23 protein-coding genes are annotated in these 17,925 nt (G+C 71.2%); 7 read left to right on the forward strand and 16 right to left on the reverse strand.

All coding sequences use genetic code 11. From position 1 onward, the window contains the following. Positions 1-31: 31 nt before the first annotated feature. Together ACGFIS_RS34735 and ACGFIS_RS34740 are read right to left on the reverse strand one after the other, a co-directional pair. A complete protein-coding gene (locus tag ACGFIS_RS34735; RefSeq protein WP_392908783.1) occupies positions 32-829 on the reverse strand; it encodes a maleylpyruvate isomerase family mycothiol-dependent enzyme in 798 nt (265 codons plus the stop codon). Between the two features lie 38 nt (positions 830-867). After that, the gene (locus ACGFIS_RS34740; RefSeq protein ID WP_392908781.1) at positions 868-1,719 is read right to left on the reverse strand and encodes an SGNH/GDSL hydrolase family protein; all 852 of its coding nucleotides are present in this window, start codon (positions 1,717-1,719) and stop codon (positions 868-870) included. Between the two features lie 97 nt (positions 1,720-1,816). Here ACGFIS_RS34740 and ACGFIS_RS34745 point away from each other — a divergent pair, with 97 nt between their 5' ends. Both ACGFIS_RS34745 and ACGFIS_RS34750 read left to right on the forward strand, forming a co-directional pair. Continuing rightward, entirely contained in the window at positions 1,817-3,037 is a 1,221-nt protein-coding gene (locus tag ACGFIS_RS34745) for a PucR family transcriptional regulator (protein ID WP_392908779.1), read from the forward strand. Positions 3,038-3,095: 58 nt separating this feature from the next. Further along, positions 3,096-3,695 (forward strand): RDD family protein, encoded by a 600-nt coding sequence (locus ACGFIS_RS34750; RefSeq protein ID WP_392908777.1) that lies wholly within the window; start codon positions 3,096-3,098, stop codon positions 3,693-3,695. 19 nt (positions 3,696-3,714) lie between these two features. On the opposite strand, the gene ACGFIS_RS34755 is transcribed toward ACGFIS_RS34750, so the two are convergent. Further along, positions 3,715-4,128 carry an STAS domain-containing protein gene (locus ACGFIS_RS34755; protein ID WP_392908774.1) on the reverse strand — a complete coding sequence of 138 codons (414 nt, stop codon included), beginning with the start codon at positions 4,126-4,128 and terminating at the stop codon, positions 3,715-3,717. Between the two features lie 119 nt (positions 4,129-4,247). On the opposite strand from ACGFIS_RS34755, the gene ACGFIS_RS34760 reads away from it, so the two are divergent. Next, positions 4,248-4,493, forward strand: coding sequence for a DUF2630 family protein (locus ACGFIS_RS34760; protein ID WP_392908772.1), 246 nt, complete (start codon positions 4,248-4,250; stop codon positions 4,491-4,493). Between the two features lie 45 nt (positions 4,494-4,538). Here the strand turns inward: ACGFIS_RS34760 and ACGFIS_RS34765 are convergent, their stop codons facing one another. The 9 genes from ACGFIS_RS34765 to ACGFIS_RS34805 all read right to left on the reverse strand — a co-directional run bounded on the left by ACGFIS_RS34765 (position 4,539) and on the right by ACGFIS_RS34805 (position 12,025). Then, positions 4,539-6,644 carry a xanthine dehydrogenase family protein molybdopterin-binding subunit gene (locus ACGFIS_RS34765; protein WP_392973765.1) on the reverse strand — a complete coding sequence of 702 codons (2,106 nt, stop codon included), beginning with the start codon at positions 6,642-6,644 and terminating at the stop codon, positions 4,539-4,541. Further along, positions 6,641-7,618 carry an FAD binding domain-containing protein gene (locus tag ACGFIS_RS34770; protein WP_392908768.1) on the reverse strand — a complete coding sequence of 326 codons (978 nt, stop codon included), beginning with the start codon at positions 7,616-7,618 and terminating at the stop codon, positions 6,641-6,643. Before ACGFIS_RS34770 ends, ACGFIS_RS34765 begins: the two co-directional genes overlap by 4 nt. Continuing rightward, positions 7,615-8,175, reverse strand: coding sequence for a 2Fe-2S iron-sulfur cluster-binding protein (locus tag ACGFIS_RS34775; protein ID WP_392908766.1), 561 nt, complete (start codon positions 8,173-8,175; stop codon positions 7,615-7,617). The genes ACGFIS_RS34770 and ACGFIS_RS34775 overlap by 4 nt, the downstream gene beginning before the upstream one ends. Positions 8,176-8,228: 53 nt before the next feature. Further along, positions 8,229-9,119, reverse strand: coding sequence for an aldolase (locus ACGFIS_RS34780; RefSeq protein WP_392973766.1), 891 nt, complete (start codon positions 9,117-9,119; stop codon positions 8,229-8,231). A 13-nt stretch (positions 9,120-9,132) separates the two neighbouring features. Then, positions 9,133-9,519, reverse strand: a complete 387-nt coding sequence (locus ACGFIS_RS34785; RefSeq protein WP_392908762.1) for a phage holin family protein — start codon at positions 9,517-9,519, stop codon at positions 9,133-9,135. Positions 9,520-9,581: 62 nt separating this feature from the next. Next, positions 9,582-9,983, reverse strand: a complete 402-nt coding sequence (locus ACGFIS_RS34790; protein ID WP_392973767.1) for a WD40 repeat domain-containing protein — start codon at positions 9,981-9,983, stop codon at positions 9,582-9,584. Beyond that, on the reverse strand, positions 9,889-11,187 hold the full coding sequence (locus ACGFIS_RS34795) for an AAA family ATPase (protein WP_392973768.1): 1,299 nt from the start codon (positions 11,185-11,187) through the stop codon (positions 9,889-9,891). Before ACGFIS_RS34795 ends, ACGFIS_RS34790 begins: the two co-directional genes overlap by 95 nt. A 104-nt stretch (positions 11,188-11,291) precedes the next feature. Next, positions 11,292-11,648: a hypothetical protein gene (locus tag ACGFIS_RS34800; RefSeq protein ID WP_392973769.1), complete on the reverse strand. Its 357-nt coding sequence runs from the start codon at positions 11,646-11,648 to the stop codon at positions 11,292-11,294. Beyond that, a complete protein-coding gene (locus ACGFIS_RS34805; protein WP_392908756.1) occupies positions 11,645-12,025 on the reverse strand; it encodes a hypothetical protein in 381 nt (126 codons plus the stop codon). Before ACGFIS_RS34805 ends, ACGFIS_RS34800 begins: the two co-directional genes overlap by 4 nt. Before the next feature lie 321 nt (positions 12,026-12,346). Between ACGFIS_RS34805 and ACGFIS_RS34810 the strand changes: the two genes are divergently transcribed. After that, a complete protein-coding gene (locus tag ACGFIS_RS34810; RefSeq protein ID WP_392908754.1) occupies positions 12,347-12,919 on the forward strand; it encodes an RNA polymerase sigma factor in 573 nt (190 codons plus the stop codon). Then, positions 12,916-13,779 (forward strand): hypothetical protein, encoded by an 864-nt coding sequence (locus ACGFIS_RS34815; RefSeq protein WP_392973770.1) that lies wholly within the window; start codon positions 12,916-12,918, stop codon positions 13,777-13,779. Before ACGFIS_RS34810 ends, ACGFIS_RS34815 begins: the two co-directional genes overlap by 4 nt. Before the next feature lie 60 nt (positions 13,780-13,839). On the opposite strand, the gene ACGFIS_RS34820 is transcribed toward ACGFIS_RS34815, so the two are convergent. Both ACGFIS_RS34820 and ACGFIS_RS34825 read right to left on the reverse strand, forming a co-directional pair. After that, positions 13,840-14,064, reverse strand: a complete 225-nt coding sequence (locus tag ACGFIS_RS34820) for a DUF397 domain-containing protein (RefSeq protein WP_392908750.1) — start codon at positions 14,062-14,064, stop codon at positions 13,840-13,842. Further along, positions 14,061-14,930, reverse strand: a complete 870-nt coding sequence (locus ACGFIS_RS34825) for a helix-turn-helix domain-containing protein (protein ID WP_392908748.1) — start codon at positions 14,928-14,930, stop codon at positions 14,061-14,063. The genes ACGFIS_RS34820 and ACGFIS_RS34825 overlap by 4 nt, the downstream gene beginning before the upstream one ends. A 178-nt stretch (positions 14,931-15,108) precedes the next feature. Between ACGFIS_RS34825 and ACGFIS_RS34830 the strand changes: the two genes are divergently transcribed. Beyond that, positions 15,109-15,903, forward strand: coding sequence for an ATP-binding protein (locus ACGFIS_RS34830; RefSeq protein WP_392908746.1), 795 nt, complete (start codon positions 15,109-15,111; stop codon positions 15,901-15,903). Here ACGFIS_RS34830 and ACGFIS_RS34835 read toward each other — a convergent pair. Next, entirely contained in the window at positions 15,871-16,398 is a 528-nt protein-coding gene (locus ACGFIS_RS34835; RefSeq protein WP_392908744.1) for an NADAR family protein, read from the reverse strand. The two genes, ACGFIS_RS34830 and ACGFIS_RS34835, sit on opposite strands and share 33 nt — an antisense overlap. Before the next feature lie 145 nt (positions 16,399-16,543). Between ACGFIS_RS34835 and ACGFIS_RS34840 the strand changes: the two genes are divergently transcribed. Continuing rightward, positions 16,544-16,669: a hypothetical protein gene (locus ACGFIS_RS34840; RefSeq protein WP_392908742.1), complete on the forward strand. Its 126-nt coding sequence runs from the start codon at positions 16,544-16,546 to the stop codon at positions 16,667-16,669. A gap of 107 nt (positions 16,670-16,776) precedes the next feature. Here ACGFIS_RS34840 and ACGFIS_RS34845 read toward each other — a convergent pair whose 3' ends face one another. Continuing rightward, the gene (locus ACGFIS_RS34845; RefSeq protein WP_392908740.1) at positions 16,777-17,835 is read right to left on the reverse strand and encodes a LacI family DNA-binding transcriptional regulator; all 1,059 of its coding nucleotides are present in this window, start codon (positions 17,833-17,835) and stop codon (positions 16,777-16,779) included. Positions 17,836-17,925: the final 90 nt, after the last annotated feature.

Below are 17,925 nucleotides of genomic sequence, written 5' to 3' on the forward strand. Positions count from 1 at the left end.
AAAGACGTCCGTCCCGTGTGGCCGGAAGCGGCTACGGGGTGATGGCCATGTTGGTGAGGACCCGGGTGGCGACGTCCTGGGCGCCGGCGGTGTCGACGGCGACGGCGTCGGGGGTGCAGCGGCCGGCGGTGAGGCGGACGTAGGTCTCCCAGCTCATGGCCAGCTCCGCGGTCGGCTTCCCGGGCTCGGCCCAGTGGCCGCGGCCGTCGTCGTCCACCCGGACGGCCACGTGGAAGTCGAGCGGGTCGGAGACCCTGAGCGCCACGGACCGGCCGGGCCCGGGCTTGGCCGTGCGGGCGACGATGCGGGGCAGCGCGGCGCTCATGAGGTCCCAGAAGCAGTGCGCGGCCGGCGCGTCGAGGTTCCCGGGGCGGCCGACCGCACGGCGGATGTCCTGTTCGTGGGTCCAGCAGTCCATCGCGCGGAACTTCATGAAGCGGGAGTAGGGGCCCTCCCTGCCGTCCGGGCACATGATGAGGCGGTCGGGGTCCATGCCGGGCAGTTCGGCCAGGCGGCGTTCGAGGGCGTCCGCCAGCTCGGCCGCCACCTGCGGGCCCGGGACGGCGCGGCGCACGTGGACGGCCTTCTCCAGCATCTGGCCGAAGTCGTTGCGGATGTGGTCGAACTCGGGGAGGTCGATGTCGGGCGAGGGGTCGCCCAGGAGGTCGAGCTCGACCCCGGCGAGATGGGCGAACTGGTCCTTGACCGTCCAGCCGGGACACTCGGTCGGCAGATGCCAGTCGGCCTCGCCGAGGGTTTCGGCGAGGCCGAGCGTGGAGCGGATCGTCTGTTCGTAGGCGGCGGTGGCGGCGCGCATCGGCTCGTTCATGGGAGGCCCCCTTCGTGGGCCTCAGAGCCTACGGTCCGTCAGGCGTTGAGGGCACTGTGGATGATGTTCGCGTAGGCGGCCTCACCGCGGGCGTTCGGGTGCAGGGGGGCGGCGAGGTTGACCGGGACGTAGCCCTCGATCCAGCGCTTGGACCCGGACTGGCACGCGTCGTGGCCCGCGCTGGGCGTGACGAGGTCGATGTAGGTGCCGCCGTGCGCGGTCGTCCGCTGCCGGATGACGCCGTTCATCGCGTTGACGGCGCCCTGGAGGAAGTTGGCGTCCGTGGGCAGGACGGGCTGGAGGGGCCAGCAGCCGTTCGGCTTGATGTAGAGGCCGTATCCGGTGACGACGATGTGGGCCTTGGGGGAACGGGCGCGGATGCCGTCCAGGACGGCCGACAGCCTCGGGCCGAGTTCGGCGGTGCGCTGGGCGACCTCGTCCTCGAACTCCCCCTTGCACGGGGTGGCCCACGGCTCGAGGTTGATGCAGTCCTCGGCGACGCCGACGAGGCCGACGTCGTTGCCGCCGATCGTGAGGGTGACCAGTGTCGTGGACGCGGTGAGCGCGTCGAGCTGGGGCGGGACCGTCCCGGTGTCGACGCCGCCCACACTGGTGCTCTGCGGCTCGGTCATGTGCTTGGTCTTCGCGGCGCTGCACGTGACGTCGCGGAGGTTCGCGCCGAGCTTGTCCGCCAGCTCGTGCGCGTAGTTGCCGGTGGACCGCCCGCATCCGATCGGGCCGGTGATGTCGGGGATGAGCGGCCCGGAGGCCATCGAGTCGCCGAGGGCGACGTACTCCACGGAGGCGGCCTGCGCCGGGGCCGCGGTGACACCCAGGGCCGCTCCCGCCAGAACGACCGCGCCGACCATGCCATTGAACAGACGCTTCATACCGAACTCCCGGCGTCATGGACGATGTCGCCGTGATCGTCCAGAATCTGCACAGACCGTTCAATTGGCCTGAAATCAGACTTTTTCGGGAGCCGTTGTGACGCGGGACAACACGGTTCAAAACGGCGGGCCGGCCCTGTGCGTCGCCGGCCGGCCCATCGCGCCCCGTCTGCGCGCGCGAGTCCCGCGGCTGACGCGCGGCGTCCTCGCGCGGCTGCTCGCCGAGCTGCCCGTCTACGCGGAGCTTCCGCAGGAGGAGATCGCCGGGGACATCGCCGGGATCGTCCAGCACAGCCTGCGGCAGTTCGCCGACGTGGTGGAGCGGCGCCGTCCCGCCCGTCCCGGGGAGTTCGGCCGGCAGCGCGATTCGGCGGCGCTGCGGGCCGAAGAGGGCGTCCCGCTGGACGCGATCCTCACCGCGTACAACATCGGCGCGGCCATGGCGTGGGACGAGCTGACCGCCGGCGCGGAGCCGTCCGACCTGGCGGCGGTCCAGGAGACGCTGGGGTACTTCCTCGACTTCCAGCGGCTGCTGATCTCGGCCGTCAGCTCCGCCTACCTGGAGGTCCGGCAGATCATCGACAGCCAGGAGCACGGCGGGCGGCACGCCCTGATGACCGCGCTCCTGGCCGGGGAGACCGTGGAGCACACGGGGCGGCGGCCGGCGCCGCGGTACGCCGTGCTGAGCCTGGCGTTCGGCGCGCACCCCGATGAGCGGGGCTCCGGCCAGCGCGCCAGGGTCGCCGCCCGCCGCAAGATCCGCCGGGTCCGCACCGTTCTGGACGACGTCGCCGACGAGCCCGCCCTCACCGCCCTGGACGCCACGGGCGGGACGGCCCTGCTGCCCTTCTCCGCCGGCTGGCACGTCCTGCGCGACATGGTCGCGAAGGCCGCCGAGGCCGCCGGCATCCGCATCACGGCGGCCGCGGAGATCACCGGCCCGGCGGGCGTTCGCGCCGCCGTGGCCCAGACCGCGGAGATCATGGATCTCGTCCGCCGCGCCGCCCGGCCGCCCGGCCTGTACCGGCTCGCCGACGTCCTGCTCGACTACCAGCTCAGCCGGCCGAGCGGCGCCCTCGCCGGGCTGGCGGGCCTGCTGGCGCCGCTCGACCGCAAACCCGAGCTGCTGCACACCCTGGAGCGCTACCTGGCGTTCGACCTGGACCGGCGGACGACGGGGGCGGCGCTGCACGTCCACCCGAACACGGTGGCCTACCGGGTCCGGCGCATCAGCGACCTGACCGGCCTGGACCCGGCGCGCCCCGGCGACCTGCAACTGCTGAACGCGGCCCTGGTGGCCCGCCGGTCACTCGGTTAGGGCCGGCGTGTGCCGTTCGCGCGCGCTTCACGCGAGCGTGATGGTTTGATGAACGACCGTGAGCTCCCCACCCATCTTCGTCGAGCCCGGTGCCCCCTCGCCCGGGGACGGCGGTCCCGTCATCGTCCTGGCGAGCGGGCGGCAGCGGGCCGCGGCCCGCCTGATCGACGTCGTGGCCGTGGCAATGGCGATGATGGCACCGCAGTCCCTGCTGATGGGCGGGATCATCGGGCTGGACGGCCATGAGATCCCGGCCGGGCTGATGATGGCCATGGCGCTGGCGGCCCTGCTCGTCATGATCTGGCTCTGTCTGTTCCTGAGGGTCTTCCGGCTGGTCCTGTGGGGCTGCACGGTCGGGCAGCGGATCGCCGGCCTCCGCGTGGTCAGGCTGGCCGACCTCCGGTTCCCCGGCTGGAAGGAGTCGTTCCGCCGCTGGCAGCCCACCTGGGGGTCCCACGTCTCCCCCGGTACCGGCCCGTGGAGCGACCTGCTCGCCTACCGCCGGGACGAGCGGACCCGCCGCTGCCTGCACGACCGGGCCGCCGGAACCGTGGTGATCCGCTTCGCCGGGGACGAGCCGGTGCGCCGGGCCCTTCTCGCCGCGACCCTCCCGGTCATGGGGCTGGCGATCGTGCCCGGCTTCCTCCTGATCGGCTGAGGTCCGCGGGGCCGGGTCGTCAGGTGCGGGGGCGGCAGTGGATCTGCAGGCCGGGGGTCGTGTTCCAGCCGATCAGCCTGAAGAGCCTGTCGATGTGCGACGACACCCCGTGCAGGACGAGCATGCGGTCCCGTGCGTCCAGGTCCCGGGCGGTGAGGGCGAGGGCGCGCAGGCCGGCGACGTCGATGAAGTCGACGCCGGCCAGGTCGGCGTGGACGTCGCCGGGCCCGCGGTCCTGGACGGTGTGGAGGACCCGCGTCACGTCGGGGGCGTTCGAGACGTCGATCTCCCCCGTCATCAGCAGCCGGGGCGCCGACGCCGCGGTGGCGACGCGCAGCAGCGCGGTGTCGTGTTCGACCATGTCGTAGCGGGGAGACGCCCGCTTCCCGGACTCGAGGCCGCCCTCACCGTCGGTGATCCGCCAGACCGTCATCCGCTCCTCGCCTCGGCCGGGGCGCCGCTACCGGTGGCGGCCCCGTATGTGCCAGGCTCTCATCTGTCGGCACCTTCTGAACCCCACCGGCCCGGAAAACCATCATCGGGAGCCAATTCATGGACGAAAAGGCGATCCTGGAACGGATCAACGAGTTCATCGAGGAGGAGCACGCGCTGCGGAGGGCCCACGAGCGCGCGGAGACCGGCGACGCCGACACGCGGCAGCGGCTGCGGCAGCTCGAAGTGGCGCTCGACCAGTGCTGGGACCTCCTCCGCCAGCGGCGGGCCCGGATCGATGCGGGACAGAACCCCGACGAGGCCCAGGTCCGTCCCGCCGCCGAGGTCGAGGGCTACCGGCAGTAGGCGGCCACCCGGCCGGCTCGGCCGAACCGGGCGTCCGGCCGCCGGTCAGAGGTCGGGGAGGAGCCTGGCCGGGGTGATGGGCAGTCCGCGGACGCGGATGCCGGTCGCGTGGTGGACGGCGTTGCCGACGGCCGCCGCGGCGCCGACGATGCCGATCTCGCCGATGCCCTTGGAGCCCATCGGGTTCAGGTGCGGGTCCGACTCCTCCACCCAAACGGCTTCGACGTCGCGGACGTCGGCGCAGACCGGGACGTGGTACTGGGCGAGGTCGCGGTTGAGGTGGTCCCCGAACTCCGCGTCCATGACGCTCTCCTCCAGCAGCGCCATCCCGATGCCCATCGTCATGCCGCCGATGAACTGGGAACGGGCCGTCGTCGGGTTGATGATCCGCCCGGCGGCGAACACGCCGAGCATGCGGCGGACGCGGACCTCGCCGGTGTCGGCGTCCACCTCCACCTCGGCGAACTGCGCGCCGAACGCGTGCCGGGCGTACTCCTCCCGGTCCTTGAGCTCCGCGGTGGTGTCGGCGGACGCTTCCAGGCCCTCCGGCGGCACGGCGCCGTTCACCGTGTGGGGGGACGACCCCCCACGCCCCCCGGGAACCGCTGTGTTCATCCTCTCGCGCAGCGCCTCGCATGCGCGGACCACGGCCGTCCCCCAGCTCGCGGTCCCGGACGAGCCGCCCGCGACGGTCGCCTTGGGGAACGAGCTGTCGCCGAGCTCGACGGTCACGTCGCCGAGGTCCGCCTTGAGCGTCTCGGCGGCGATCAGGGCGAGGGCGGTGCGGGCGCCCGTCCCGATGTCGGCGGCGGCGATCCGGACGGTGAACGTCCCGTCGGGCTCGGCGCGGGCCGTCGCCCTGTTCGGGGACATGTAGGCGGGGTAGGTGGACGCGGCGACGCCCATGCCGATGCGCTTGCGGCCCTCCCAGCGCGTGCCGGGCGAAGGGGCGCGTCCGGCCCAGCCGAACCGGTCGGCGCCCTCCCGGAGGCACGCGACGAGGTTGCGGGAGCTGAACGGCAGGCCGCTGTCCGGTTCGTGGTCGGTGTCGTTGCGGATGCGGAGCTCGATGGGATCGATGCCGGCGGCGACGGCGAGTTCGTCCATGGCGGATTCGAGCGCGTACATGCCCGGGGTCTCGCCCGGGGCGCGCATCCACGACGGTGTGGGGACGTCCAGGCGGACGAGGCGGTGGGACGTGCGCCGGTTCGGGGCCCGGTACATGACGCGGGTGGGCGTCGCGGTCTGCTCGGCGAACTCCTGGACGGTGGACGTCTGCTCGACCACGTCGTGGAGCACCGCGTTCAGCCGCCCGTCGACGTCCGCGCCGAGCTTGATGTGCTGGATCGTCGGCGTCCGGTAGCCGGTTGTCGCGAACATCTGCTGGCGGGGCACGGCGAACTTGACGGGACGTCCCACGGCGCGTGCGGCCATCGCCGCGAGGACGACGTTCGGCTTGGGGACCCCCTTGGAGCCGAACCCGCCGCCGACGTGCGGCGCCACGACCCGTACCCGCGTCCGGTCGAGGCCGAAGGTCCTGGCGATCGTGCTCTGGACGGTGGATGAGCCCTGGGTCGAGTCGTAGAGCGTGAGGGTTCCGTCCTCGCTCCAGTCGGCGAGGGTGGCGTGCGGCTCCATCGGATTGTTGTGTTCGGCGGGGGTCGTGTAGGTGACGTCCACGCGCACGGCCGAGCTGCGGAACGCCGCCTGCGGGTCGCCTTGCTCGGTGTCGGCGGGGAAGACGGGATTCACCTTGTCGGGCTTGTAGCGTCCGGGATGGTCGTCGCGCAGCCGCACATCCGGTGTCTCCGATGCGTAGTCCACCTGGACGAGGCGTGCCGCCTCCCGGGCGGTTTCGAGCGTCTCGGCCACCACGGCCGCGATGAACTGGCCTCGGTAGGAGACCGTCCGAGACTGGAACAGGGCCAGTTCGCCTTCCGGTTCGCCGTCGAGCCGGGGGGCGTCCTCGCAGGACAGGACGGTGAGCACACCGGGCAGCCTCAGCGCCGCCTCGGTGTCGACGGACCTGACCTCACCTCGTCCGATGCCCGCCTGGACGGCGGCCGCGTACGCGACGTCCTCGACGGGGTACTCGAAGGCGTAGAGCGCCTCCCCCGTGACCTTCTCGCGGCTCTCCAGCCGTTCGGTCATGACGCCCCCTCCCCCAGTTCCGTGAGCATCCGGACGATCAGGTTGCGCGCGAGCGGCACCTTGTAGGCGTTGTCGCGGAGCGGCTCGGCGGCCTCCAGTTCGGCCTCGGCGGCGCGCAGGAACGACTCCCGTGTCGCCGCCGCCCCCCGCAGGGCCTCTTCGGCGCGGCGGGCACGCCACGGCTTGTGCGCGACGCCGCCCAGCGCCAGCCGGACGTCCCGTACCTCGCCGCCGTCCACGTCCAGCGCCGCCGCTATCGACACCAGTGCGAACGCGAACGACGCGCGCTCCCTGACCTTGCGGTAGCGGGACGGCATGCCGATCGGCGGAACCTCGACCGCCGTGACAAGGTCGCCTGGTTCGAGGACGGTGTCGCGTTCTGGCTCGTTGCCGGGCAGGCGGTGGAACTCGTCCATGGGGATGGTCTTCTCGCCCGCGCGGCCCTGGACCCGGACGGATGCGTCCAGGGCCGTCAACGCCACCGCCATGTCGGACGGGTGGGTCGCCACGCACGCCTCCGAATGGCCGAGGATCGCCAGGTTGTGGTGCTCGCCCTCGCGTGCGGGGCATCCGCTGCCTGGACGCCGCTTGTTGCACGGCTTGGACGTGTCCTGGAAGTAGGAGCACCGTGTGCGTTGGAGGAGGTTGCCGCCGACGGTCGCCAGATTGCGGATCTGTCCGGACGCCCCTGACAGGACGGCCTGTGTCAGCACGGGATGCCCTTCACGCACCGTCCGGTCTGCGGCGAGGGCACTGTTGCTCACGGCCGCGCCGATACTGAGGCCGCCGTCCGGTTGCAGCTGGATCTGGTCATACGGAAGGTGCGCGACGTCGACGACCCTGGCCGGCTCTTCGACGCCGAGCCGCATCAGGTCGACGAGGTTGGTTCCGCCACCCAGGTAGAGGGTTTCGCCGTCGTGTCGCGCCAGGGCGTCTTCGGCGCTGGTGGCACGCTCATACGCGAAGGGCCTCATGCTTCCGCCGCCTCTCCGCGCCGTGCCCGCTCCTTCTCGGACGCCTCCCTCAGCGCGGCGACGATGCCGGTGTAGGCGCCGCACCGGCACAGGTTGCCGCTCATCCGTTCGCGTATCTCGTCGTCGTCCAGTACGGGGTCGGCGCCGAGGTCCTCGGTCACCGCGCTGGGCCAGCCTTGCCCGGCTTCGTCGAGCACACCCGTCGCAGAGCACAGCTGGCCGGGAGTGCAGTACCCGCACTGGAACGCGTCCTGCTCGATGAACGCCTCCTGGACTGGGCTGAGCCGTCCGTCCCGCGCGAGCCCTTCGACGGTGACGATCTCGGCTCCGTCGTGGGCGACGGCCAGCGCGAGGCATCCGTTGGCGCGGCGCCCGCCGATGAGGACGGTGCACGCGCCGCACTGCCCGTGGTCGCAGCCCTTCTTCGAGCCCGTCAGCCCGAGGTCCTCGCGCAGCACGTCCAGGAGGGACGCGCGGGTGTCGACGCTGAGCCGGTGCTCCGTCCCGTTCACGACCACGGCGATCTCGGCGTTCACCGGGGTGGCTTCGGTGTCCATGACCCGCCCCTACCCGGGATCTCAGGAGTGAGTCGGGCGCCGGGGGGCGCCGGTCAGAGGACCTCGACGGCCGCGTCCACGGCCGCGCGCACGTCGCCGCCCGGCGGGTACAGCAGCGACCGGCCCGCGACGAGGCCCCGCACGCCCCGCATGCGCATCGCCCGCCGCCAGCCGTCCAGCACCTCCCGCGAGTCGCCCGCGACGTCGCCGCCGAGCAGCAGCGCGGGCAGCGTCGTCGCCGCCATCACCCGCTCCATCTCCGGCACGACCGGGACCTTCAGCCACGTGTACGCCGACGTGACGCCCAGCCCGGACGCCACCGACACCGCCCGGATCATCGCCTCCGGCGTCAGGAGGTTCCGGACGCGGCCGTCGACCGGGTGCGAGACGAACGGCTCCACCAGCGCCATCAGCCGGTGCCGCGCGAGCCCCGACACCGCCCGCGCGCAGGACTCCAGCGTCCGGGCGGTCGCCGGGTCCGCGTCGTCGATCCGCAGCAGCATCTTGCCGCCGTCCAGCCGGGACGCGGCGATCGCGTCGGCGTCGTAGGCGGTGAACCGGTCGTCGATCTCGAACGCCGTCCCCGCCAGCCCGCCGCGGTTCATCGAGCCGATCGCGAGCCTGCCGTCCAGGACGCCGAGCAGCATCAGGTCTTCGAGGATGTCGGGGGTACCGAGCACGCCGTCCACTCCGGGACGCTCAAGCGCGACGCAGAGCCGGTCGAGCAGCTCGCCCCGGTCGGCCATCGCCACCGGGTCGCCGCCCACCGCGAGCGCGCCCCGCGCCGGATGGTCCGCCGCGATGATCATCAGTTTGCCGGACGCACCGGGCGGCGCGTCCCGGCGCGTCCGTCCCGCCGCCGCCTCCGCGACCGCCTCCGGCCGCTCGGCCCGCACGTCCGCCAGCTCGCTGATGCGCACGCCGCCGAGTCTGCTGATGATCACAGACGCGTGTCAATCAGCCGGCGTCGGAGTCGCCGGTGTCGGAGAGGATCTCCACGACCTGGCGTGCCGTGTCGGTGGGCAGCGGCGCCGGCAGCCCCTTCCACTTGCGGGACGCGGCCATCGCCGCCGCGCCGGCCCCGCTCCCGTACACGGCGGCGGCGACGAACGACGCGATCTCCGGCGGCAGCTTCTTCTCCAGCAGGAGCACGTTCATCCGGTAGGTGGCGGCCGTCGCGAGCATCCCGAAGGCGCCGGCGACGGCGCCCAGCCGCAGCGCCGGGATGCGCTGCCGCGCCTTGTCCAGCATCTCCTGTTGCGCCGCGTCGACCACCCGCCTTGCGAGCAGGAGGTTCTGCTCCAGCGGGCCGTCGACCTCCGCGGGTTCGCGCGACTCCGTCATGACCTCGCCTTACCCAAAGGAATACGAAGGAATCTTGACGAACCCGGAGCAGCCTCCCCCGGTCAGGCCGGTGACCGCTCCCCCTCCGGCGCGGGACGCGGGCCGGGGATCATGAGGGTGTGGCGCTCATCCCGGGTGAGCCGCCGGAACACGCGGCTCCTCGCCCGCTCGACGAGCGCCGCGCCGTCGGTCACGGGCTCCCAGATCCGTACGGTCTCGTCGTGGGAGGCGGTGGCCAGCTTCGTCCCGTCGGGTGACCAGGCGACGTCCCACACCTCGTCGGTGTGGACGGCCGCCACGCACAGTTCCCGTCCCGCCCGGGGATCCCAGAGCCGGACGGTCCGGTCGGCGGACGCGGTCGCGATCACCTCACCGTCGGGCGACCACGCGATCGACCACACCCAGCCGTCGTGCCCGGTCAGGACGGCGGTCTCGGTGCCCTGCGCGGCGTCCCAGACCTGCACTTCGCGATCCTTGGACAGCGCCGCGAGGTAGCCGCCCCGCCTCGTCCAGCTCACCGCCGGGCACCGGCCGCCGCGTCGGCCGCCCGTCGGTGAACCTGACGAACTTCAAGAGCGTCTGCAGGACGGGCGGCGGCTCCACGTCCTCCAGCTCCCGCATCAGCCGGTCGGCCCGCCGCGTCAGCGCGCCGTCGACCCCGCCCGTCCGGCGGTAGTCCTCCAGCGTGATGGTTCCGTTCCGCCCGACGTGCAGGTACAGCTCGTGCAGCAGATACGCGAGCAGCGGCAGCGCCGTCCCGTCCCCGGTCTCGTCGGCCATCTGCGCGACCAGCTCGGGAGGCTCGAACGTGATGCCCGCCCGCTCCGCCGGCTCGCGGATCACCGTCCGCAGCGCCGCCCGGTCGAGCGCCGTCACCGTGAACGGATGCCGGAACATGCCGGCGGACCCGCCGCTCAGGAACGCCGTCAGGAACTCCGCTCGGAACACGAAGACGACCCACAACTTCAGATCGTCGTGAAGCGCGTCGCGGAGCATCCCTAAGAAGGCGTCGCGCTGACCGTCCTCCGTCAGCGTCAGAAGCTCCTCGGCTTGATCGACCACGATCAGCACGGACCGGTTCCGCCGCCCCCGACGAAGCTCGTCCACCCGCCGCCGGAGCCGCCCGGGCTCCCGCCGCAGCTCCTCCGCGATCTCCTCGGCATCCGCGCCGAGCACGTCCGCCAGGCAGTACGCAAGACACCGGAACGGATCGTCCTCCGGAGTCATCGGCGGAACCACCACCCACCGCCGCTGCTGCACCAGCCTCGGCAGCAGCCCCGCGTACAGCAGGGACGACTTCCCCACACCCGAGGGCCCCGTCACCGGGATCGACCGCGGCTCGCTCCCCGGCCTCAGCCGCTCCACCAGCTCCTGGATCTCACCGTCACGCCCGAAGAAGACGCCGTCGTCGTCCTCCGTGAACGCGTCCAGCCCCGGGTACGGCGACCGGTCGCCCTTCCACCCCGGCCGCGCGAGGTTCCGCCGCTCCTGCCCCTTCTCCCAGGCCAGCACGAGCGGAATCAGCAGCATGCACACCACGATGACCGGAAGCGCCCACTCCTGAACGACATGCGTGGTCTGTGGCGAAGCCTGCAACGCAAGCCCCAGCAACGCCACCAGCAGGATCATCAGATACCCGGGAAAAACCGGCCCCTGCCGCCGCCGCATCAACCGTCCTCCACCCCGCAATGCGAACCGAGAGCTCACCCCATGCTACGTCCGCACCCCCCCCCAAATGATCACCACACCCGCGTCTGAGAAGGGCGGAGCTGTCAGCCGTCGGTGTCCTTGGGATGACGGGGCGACGCGTACACGATCCACACGGTGCGGTCATCACCGTCGATCAAGTAGCGGACGCGGCCGCCACTCGTGACCTCGTACTCCCACTGCTCCAGATCACGACCATTGTGCTTACGCGTGGCGAGTTCGCCGCGAAGCCGATGCTGCCGTCCGTGATTGGCGCAGGAACGCGGATCGGAGCGAAGTAAGTCAAGGCAGCGGCGCGTGTTGGCCAATGCCAGCCGGCACAGTTCCTCCCACCCCCGCGCCGCATCGCCGGTACCGAACCGTACGTCCCATTCGCCATCCGGAGGCGGAACCGTGACCCTGTCGCCTCGCTTGGGACTCACGGGTGGACCTCCACCGGGCCGAAGTCCCCGCTGGTAGGCCGCACGGCGTCTTCGTACTGCCGGGGGTCGGCCTTGATTCGCGCCGTGGCTCGCCATCCAGCGATCACCTCGTCGATGGACGAACCAAGGTCGAGTTCCGCCGCATCCGAGAGGGCCTCGACCAGCTCCACGGTGAACGCACGCACCTCCTCAGTGCTGAGGTGGCGTACCCACGGAAACACATCGGGCATGGCAAGCAGCAGGTCACGGGCGCCTGCATCGCGCTTCATCAGAGCGAGAAAGATCCGGGAGGCGGTCGCCAGCGTTTCATCCCGCTGCTCCTCCCGGTCGGCATCCGTCAGGTAGAAATCCGGCGCGTCCCGATGGGTGATACGCACCCGCCCGAGCCTAGAGGCTCGCTCAGCGACGGCTCGCGGATTACGAGACAGGTCAGAGAAGGTCACCGAATCTGAAGGGGGCGTCGCACTCATGCCACAAGGATATCAGAACGTATTCTGATGTCTGACCTCGCGCGCACTTGGGCTTGCCACCCACTCGGCGAGGGCGATACGGCCGCACCGCCCATGCTGCGTCCGGTAACGATCGCGGGGGGGATCTCGGCGCTCACCGTCTCGGGCGAAATGCTGGGCGGGGTCCGGACATGTGCTGTGCGTCCGGTCATTCCGCCGCCCCCGGGGCGTGCGACGAAAGGAGAGGGCTTGCCATCCCCTTTGGAGGACTCCCATCCGCCCGGCGACAGGCGGCGCCGGTTCGAGGAGATCTACACCGCCAACCGCGCCCGGATCCTCGGGTACGCGCTGCGCCGCACCGCCGACCCGCAAGACGCGGCCGACGTCCTGGCGGAGACGTTCCTGACGGCCTGGCGCCGGCTCGACGACGTCCCGCCGGGCGAGCAGGCGCGGCTGTGGCTGTACGGGGTGGCCCGCCGGGTGCTGGCCAACCACCACCGCGGCGAGCGCCGTAGGTCGGCGCTGGCCGCCGACCTCGGCTCCCGGCTCAGCGACGGCCTGGCCGTCCACGAACTGGCCGGCGGAGACCTGACCGACGTGGCCTCCGCGTTCCGGAGCCTGCCGGACGCCGACCGGGAGCTGCTGTCCCTGGTCGGCTGGGAGGGCCTGGACCACGGTGAGATCGCGACCGTCCTCGGCTGCTCCCGCAACGCGGTGCGCATCCGGCTGCACCGCGCCCGCCGCCGCTTCGCCCGCGCCCTGGAACGCACAAGCGCCACGTCCCCGTCAGGCACCCCGATCCCGCACGGAGAGCACGCATGAACCGCGACATCGACACCATGATCGCCGGGCTCGCCCCCATCACCGACCGGCGGGCCGGGGAACTGCTGACGGACGAGACGGCCGCCGACCTGGCCGACCGCATCACCGCCCACCCGGCCGAGCGGAACCGGCGGCGCCCGCTGCGCCTCATCATCGGCGTCCCCCTGGCAACGGCCGCCGCGGTCTGCGCGGGCGTGGCGCTCGCCGCGACCATCCCGGACGATGATGACCCCCGGCCGGGGAAGCCGACCCATGACATCACGCTGGCCGCGGCGGCGCTCACCGTCACGCCCAAGGGCGAGTACATCGAGGTCCGGGTCCGCGACCCGCTGGCCGACCCGGAGCGCTACCGCACCGAGTTCGCGGCTCTCGGACTGGACGTCAGCCTGAACCTGGTGCCGGCGTCCCCGTCCATCGTCGGCACGGTGGTGATGATGAGCACGAGCAAGGGCACCGGAGAACGCGACATCACGACCCTCACCGCCAAGGGCGAATGCGAGACCGGCGGCGGGGGCGACCAATGCCCGGTCGGCATCCGGGTCCGGACCGACTTCAAGGGCAAGGCCGAGATCGTCTTCGGCCGCGCGGCCCGACCGGGCGAGCAGTACGGCAGCAGCGCGCCGGTGACGGCACCCGGAGAGGCCATGCACGGCATGACCTTCCGGAACCACCGCGTGAGCGAAGTACTGGCAGCCCTGAAGAAGCGCGACGTAACGGTGCCCGAGTACCGCTCCATGACGGGAAACACGAGCAACGTCCTGCGTCCCGGCCAGGTCCCCCCGACGTGGTACGTCCATGACGGCGTCCCGTGGGCGAAGGACCAGGTCCTCCTCTTCGTAGGCCCCACCCCGTCCCGCTGACCCGCACAACGAACACGGCAACGCCCCTCGCGAATCCGGCGAGGGGCGTTGCCGTAGCCGTCAAAGGTCGTACGCGCCCCGCTTGATCTGCGACATCAGGGCGGACCACATGTCCCGCTCCAGGGCCAGGACGCCACCCTCCGGATCCTTGGAGTCACGCACCAGGTGGTGTGAATCGCGGACGCATGTCTCAACGCAACCGTTGGCGCCTTCGCTGTGGCTGCTCTTACGGAAGACAGTCCGGTCGAGAGGGAGGTTGGACACTTTGTCCCTCCATGTACTCATTGTCGCGCTAGTCGTTCGAGCATAGCCAGTGAGTCCTCGGGGCTCAGCGCCATGGCCGCCATCTGCTCGAACGCCAGCGAATACGTATGCACCTCCTTCTCGTCCTCGATGTACAGAGCGCTGGTCATATTCTCGACGTACACGACATTCGGCGTGAAGCGCTGGGGGAACCCCAAGACGGCGAAGCTGCCGACAACGCCAGGATGACCACCTGCGGCAACCGGCATGACCTGGAACATCACGTTAGGCAGGTCGGTCAACTCGATGATGCGGCGATACTGAGCCCGCATCACCTCCGGGCCACCGATGACACGCCTCAGCGCCGTCTCGTCCAAGATCGTCCAGAGTCGCGTCGGCTCCTCGCGTTCCACCCAGGCCTTCTGCCGCGCCATCCGAGCCGCGACGCGGCGCTCGACCTCCGACACGGGAGAGAACCGCATCAAGATCGATTTCGCCACGTGGTGTGTGTAGTCGCCGGTCTGCATCAGACCGTGCACAAGCCCCATCGTGTAGGAGTTGAGCCACTCGGCCTCGGCCTCCAGGCCCATGTACGTGGCGTAATCCGTGGGCAGGCTGTTCTCGTACGTGTCCCACCAGCCGCGTTGCCGCGTCGTCCGAGAGAAGCTGACGAGAGCCTCGGAGCGCGGTCCGCTCACACCATAGAGAGCGAGCATCTGCTGGACCTCGGCCGCTGTGACCCTGCGGAGCGCGTTCTCGATGCGCGACAGCTTGGTCTTGCTCCAACTGAGTTGCGCAGCGGCCTCTTCTAGATTCAGCGGCGTGTCGGCCTCTCGAAGTCTCCGCAACTCGCCGGCGAGGCGACGTTCACGGATGGTGGGCGGTCTGGCTGTCATGTGATCGAGCATGCCCACTCCGTAGTCACCCCTCAAGCGGTTTGGGCAAGTCTCCACAGAAGAATCTTGGGTTCTTTCCTTAAAACCGTTGCGGCACTGCTTTCGAGGGCGCACCATGTGACGCGATGCACACGAAGAGTGACCAAAGGGTCATGGCCGCAAGGAGCGGCCTCAAGGAGGTGATGCCCCGATGCTGATCGAGCGAGCTCCCAATCTGGCCGCGGGTGGGGCGTGTGCGTGGCGGTTGCCGGAGGACGAGAGCGGCCCGGCGACGGCGCGGAGGCTGTTGCGGCGGACGATGGCGCAACTCGACCTCGGCCGGGACGTGGTCGAGGACGGGGAACTCGCCGTGTCCGAGATCGCCACCAACGCGCTCCGCCACGGCAGGCCCGCGCCGAGCGACCGTCCACCGACGGTGCCCGAGCTGTGGATCTGGGCGCGAACCGTCCCCGCCCCGCAGCTCGTCGTCTCCGTCTTCGACTGCGCACGGACGTCGCTCCCCCGCGCGTCCACGGCCGGGCTGCTCGACGTGTGCGGGAAGGGGTTGCAACTCGTCCGCGAAGTCACGGCCGACTGGGGCAGCGCGCCGACACGGTCTCGCCTGGCCGATGGGTCCGTCCCAGGCAAGGTGGTCTGGTTCGCGCTCCCGCTGCCCCGGACCTGGCCCGGCCTGGGCTACAAGGTCCATCCCGGGACGGCCGCGCAATGCCTCCTGCTCAACGTCACCCGGCGCGGCTTCGAAGGGACCCGCAACACCGGCGAGGACGGCATATCCGTCGTCATACTCCCCGGCCTCAACGTCTGGGTCCACCCCGAGCACTTCTGCTGGCGCTCCGGCCCGCGCCGCTACCTCCGGCGCCCTCTCATCGACCTCCAGGAGACCACCGAACACATCGTCCACTACCTGGACAGCGTCTACACCTCGCCCCCTGTGAGCACGCTTGGGCCTCCGTCAGGGGGTCAAGGTGTCGCGGGTGGTCATTAGGGCGAAGCCCAGGAGGTTTTGGCCTCGCCAGGCGGTCACGTCTTCGGCGCGGGGGTCGTCGACGGTCAGGCCTATGCCCCAGATGCGGTCGAGGGGGCTTGCCTCTACGAGGACGCGGTTGCGGGTGCCGAGAAGGTAGTCGCGCAGGTCTGTGTTCTGGGCGAACTTCGCTTCGCTGCCTCTCGCGACTATGGCGACTCGGTGGTCTTGCCACGTTTGCTCGTCGAAGTTCCGGATGCTGCGGCCCAGGTCTTTCGCGCGGCCGGGGTGAGGGGCGGCGATGATGGCCGCGGCCGTTTCCTCGTCGCCGAAAAGGCGGGCCTTTTCGGCCATCATGAAGTGCTCGGCAGTGGCGTAGGTCACCCCTTCCACAATGAAAGGGGACGGCCACCATTGGCTGAGGTAGCCGGGGCCGGGGGTCTGATGTCCCCAGAAGAACAGGAACTTCAGGCGGGTGCCCTGGTTCTGGAGGCGGGTCAGCTCGGCTACGTCCATGGCAGGGAGAGTGCCACGGAGCGGAGGCGGGGGCGACTCGGTTTTGTGGCCTGGGCGGGCTTGCGGTCTAGACCATTTTGCGGAAACGGGCCGGTCATCGGGAACATCTGTTCCGATCGGCCCGAACAGGAGGACATCAGTAGCAATGAGCAACCCTCTGGCGAACCCTCGTCGCACCAAGATCGTCGCGTGGCCCGAGCGTCCTGTGGAATCGGACTCCGAGCGTCCCGCGGAGGCCGAGGCGAAAGAGGACGATCTCGCCGCGCGTTGAACGGTCATAGATGAGGGCCCGTCCGGATCTCCGGGCGGGTTCTTCGTCGTGTGGGGGCGGCGCGCCCGGCGGGTCCTGGACGGGGGGGACGGCGGGCGCGCCGCGGGTCATCGGGGTGGGGCCGTGCTGGCGCGCAGCACGACGTCGCCGGCGATGCGTTCGACACGGCTGCGGCGGGTGGCGGGTTCGCGGAGGGCGAGGCCCATCACGGTCTCGCCCATCGTGCGGAGCGGGAGCGCGACGGTGGTGAGGGGCGGGGTCAGGTCGCGGACGATCGGGATGTCGTCGAAGCCGGCGAGGGAGATGTCGCCGGGCACGGAGACGCCGTTGTCGCGGAACGCGGCGAGCGCACCGACCGCCATCACGTCGGTGACCGCGAACACGCAGGTCGGACGGGTTTCAGCGCGGAGCAGTCCGGTCGCGGCCGCGTAGCCGCCGTCGCGGGTGAAGGCGGCCTCGACGATGCGCTCGGCGGGGACGGCGACGCCCGCGTCCGCGAGGGCGCCGGTGAAGCCGGCGAGGCGGTCGGAGACGGTGGTGAGGGCGCGCGGGCCGGTCAGCACGCCGAAGTCGCGGTGGCCGAGGTCGAGCAGGGCGCGGGCGAGGTCGGCGGCGCCCTCGCGGTTCTGCGGCAGGACGGCGTCGACCTTGAGGCTGCGGTGCCGGGACAGGACGGCGACGCGGCCGCCGGTGCGCTGGTAGGGGTCGAGTTCGGCGGCCATCGAGCGCTCCCAGTCGCGGTCCTCGAAGCCGGAGCCGATGAGAAGGATCGCGCGGGCCCGCTGGGCGCGCAGCATCGCCACGTACTGGATCTCGCGGGCCGGGTCGCGGAACGTGCTGGCGAGCATCACGAGCATGCCGTGCTCGGCGGCGGTGTGCATCACGCCGTGGGCGACGGCGGCGAAGTAGGGGTCGCTGACGTCGTGGCAGATCACGCCGACGGACGTGCTGGACGCGCTGGCCAGCGCCTGCGCGTGCGCGTTCGGGGTGTAGCTGAGGCCGGCCGCGGACGCGAGCACCCGTTCGCGCAGGTCGGCCCGGACCTGCGCGGTCCCGTTGAGGACGCGGGACGCGGTGGCGAGCGAGACTCCGGCCTCCCGCGCGACGTCCTGCAACGTCACGTAGGCCCGGTCGGCGGCCCGATGTTCCTCCGCCGCTTCCGTCATCACCGCTCCCTCGACGCCGGCCTGCGCGGCGGGTCCTGCGGAGAGACCCTCTTGACCGCGCGTGCGACGCTTCCTACGGTACATCAGAAA

The sequence above is a fragment of the Spirillospora sp. NPDC048824 genome (assembly GCF_043198455.1).
Taxonomy (GTDB): Bacteria; Actinomycetota; Actinomycetes; order Streptosporangiales; family Streptosporangiaceae; genus Spirillospora.

What these genes read in the sequence shown, in the direction of transcription:
- ACGFIS_RS34845 (WP_392908740.1), bottom strand. Translation starts at nt 17,835, where the DNA reads ATGACGGAAGCGGCGGAGGAACATCGGGCCGCCGACCGGGCCTACGTG.
- ACGFIS_RS34740 (WP_392908781.1), bottom strand. Translation starts at nt 1,719, where the DNA reads ATGAAGCGTCTGTTCAATGGCATGGTCGGCGCGGTCGTTCTGGCGGGA.
- ACGFIS_RS34765 (WP_392973765.1), bottom strand. Translation starts at nt 6,644, where the DNA reads ATGACCGAACGGCTGGAGAGCCGCGAGAAGGTCACGGGGGAGGCGCTC.
- ACGFIS_RS34755 (WP_392908774.1), bottom strand. Translation starts at nt 4,128, where the DNA reads ATGACGGTCTGGCGGATCACCGACGGTGAGGGCGGCCTCGAGTCCGGG.
- ACGFIS_RS34835 (WP_392908744.1), bottom strand. Translation starts at nt 16,398, where the DNA reads ATGGACGTAGCCGAGCTGACCCGCCTCCAGAACCAGGGCACCCGCCTG.
- ACGFIS_RS34775 (WP_392908766.1), bottom strand. Translation starts at nt 8,175, where the DNA reads ATGGACACCGAAGCCACCCCGGTGAACGCCGAGATCGCCGTGGTCGTG.
- ACGFIS_RS34830 (WP_392908746.1), top strand. Translation starts at nt 15,109, where the DNA reads ATGCTGATCGAGCGAGCTCCCAATCTGGCCGCGGGTGGGGCGTGTGCG.
- ACGFIS_RS34840 (WP_392908742.1), top strand. Translation starts at nt 16,544, where the DNA reads ATGAGCAACCCTCTGGCGAACCCTCGTCGCACCAAGATCGTCGCGTGG.
- ACGFIS_RS34770 (WP_392908768.1), bottom strand. Translation starts at nt 7,618, where the DNA reads ATGAGGCCCTTCGCGTATGAGCGTGCCACCAGCGCCGAAGACGCCCTG.
- ACGFIS_RS34795 (WP_392973768.1), bottom strand. Translation starts at nt 11,187, where the DNA reads ATGCGGCGGCGGCAGGGGCCGGTTTTTCCCGGGTATCTGATGATCCTG.
- ACGFIS_RS34760 (WP_392908772.1), top strand. Translation starts at nt 4,248, where the DNA reads ATGGACGAAAAGGCGATCCTGGAACGGATCAACGAGTTCATCGAGGAG.
- ACGFIS_RS34785 (WP_392908762.1), bottom strand. Translation starts at nt 9,519, where the DNA reads ATGACGGAGTCGCGCGAACCCGCGGAGGTCGACGGCCCGCTGGAGCAG.
- ACGFIS_RS34735 (WP_392908783.1), bottom strand. Translation starts at nt 829, where the DNA reads ATGAACGAGCCGATGCGCGCCGCCACCGCCGCCTACGAACAGACGATC.
- ACGFIS_RS34825 (WP_392908748.1), bottom strand. Translation starts at nt 14,930, where the DNA reads ATGCTCGATCACATGACAGCCAGACCGCCCACCATCCGTGAACGTCGC.
- ACGFIS_RS34820 (WP_392908750.1), bottom strand. Translation starts at nt 14,064, where the DNA reads ATGAGTACATGGAGGGACAAAGTGTCCAACCTCCCTCTCGACCGGACT.
- ACGFIS_RS34815 (WP_392973770.1), top strand. Translation starts at nt 12,916, where the DNA reads ATGAACCGCGACATCGACACCATGATCGCCGGGCTCGCCCCCATCACC.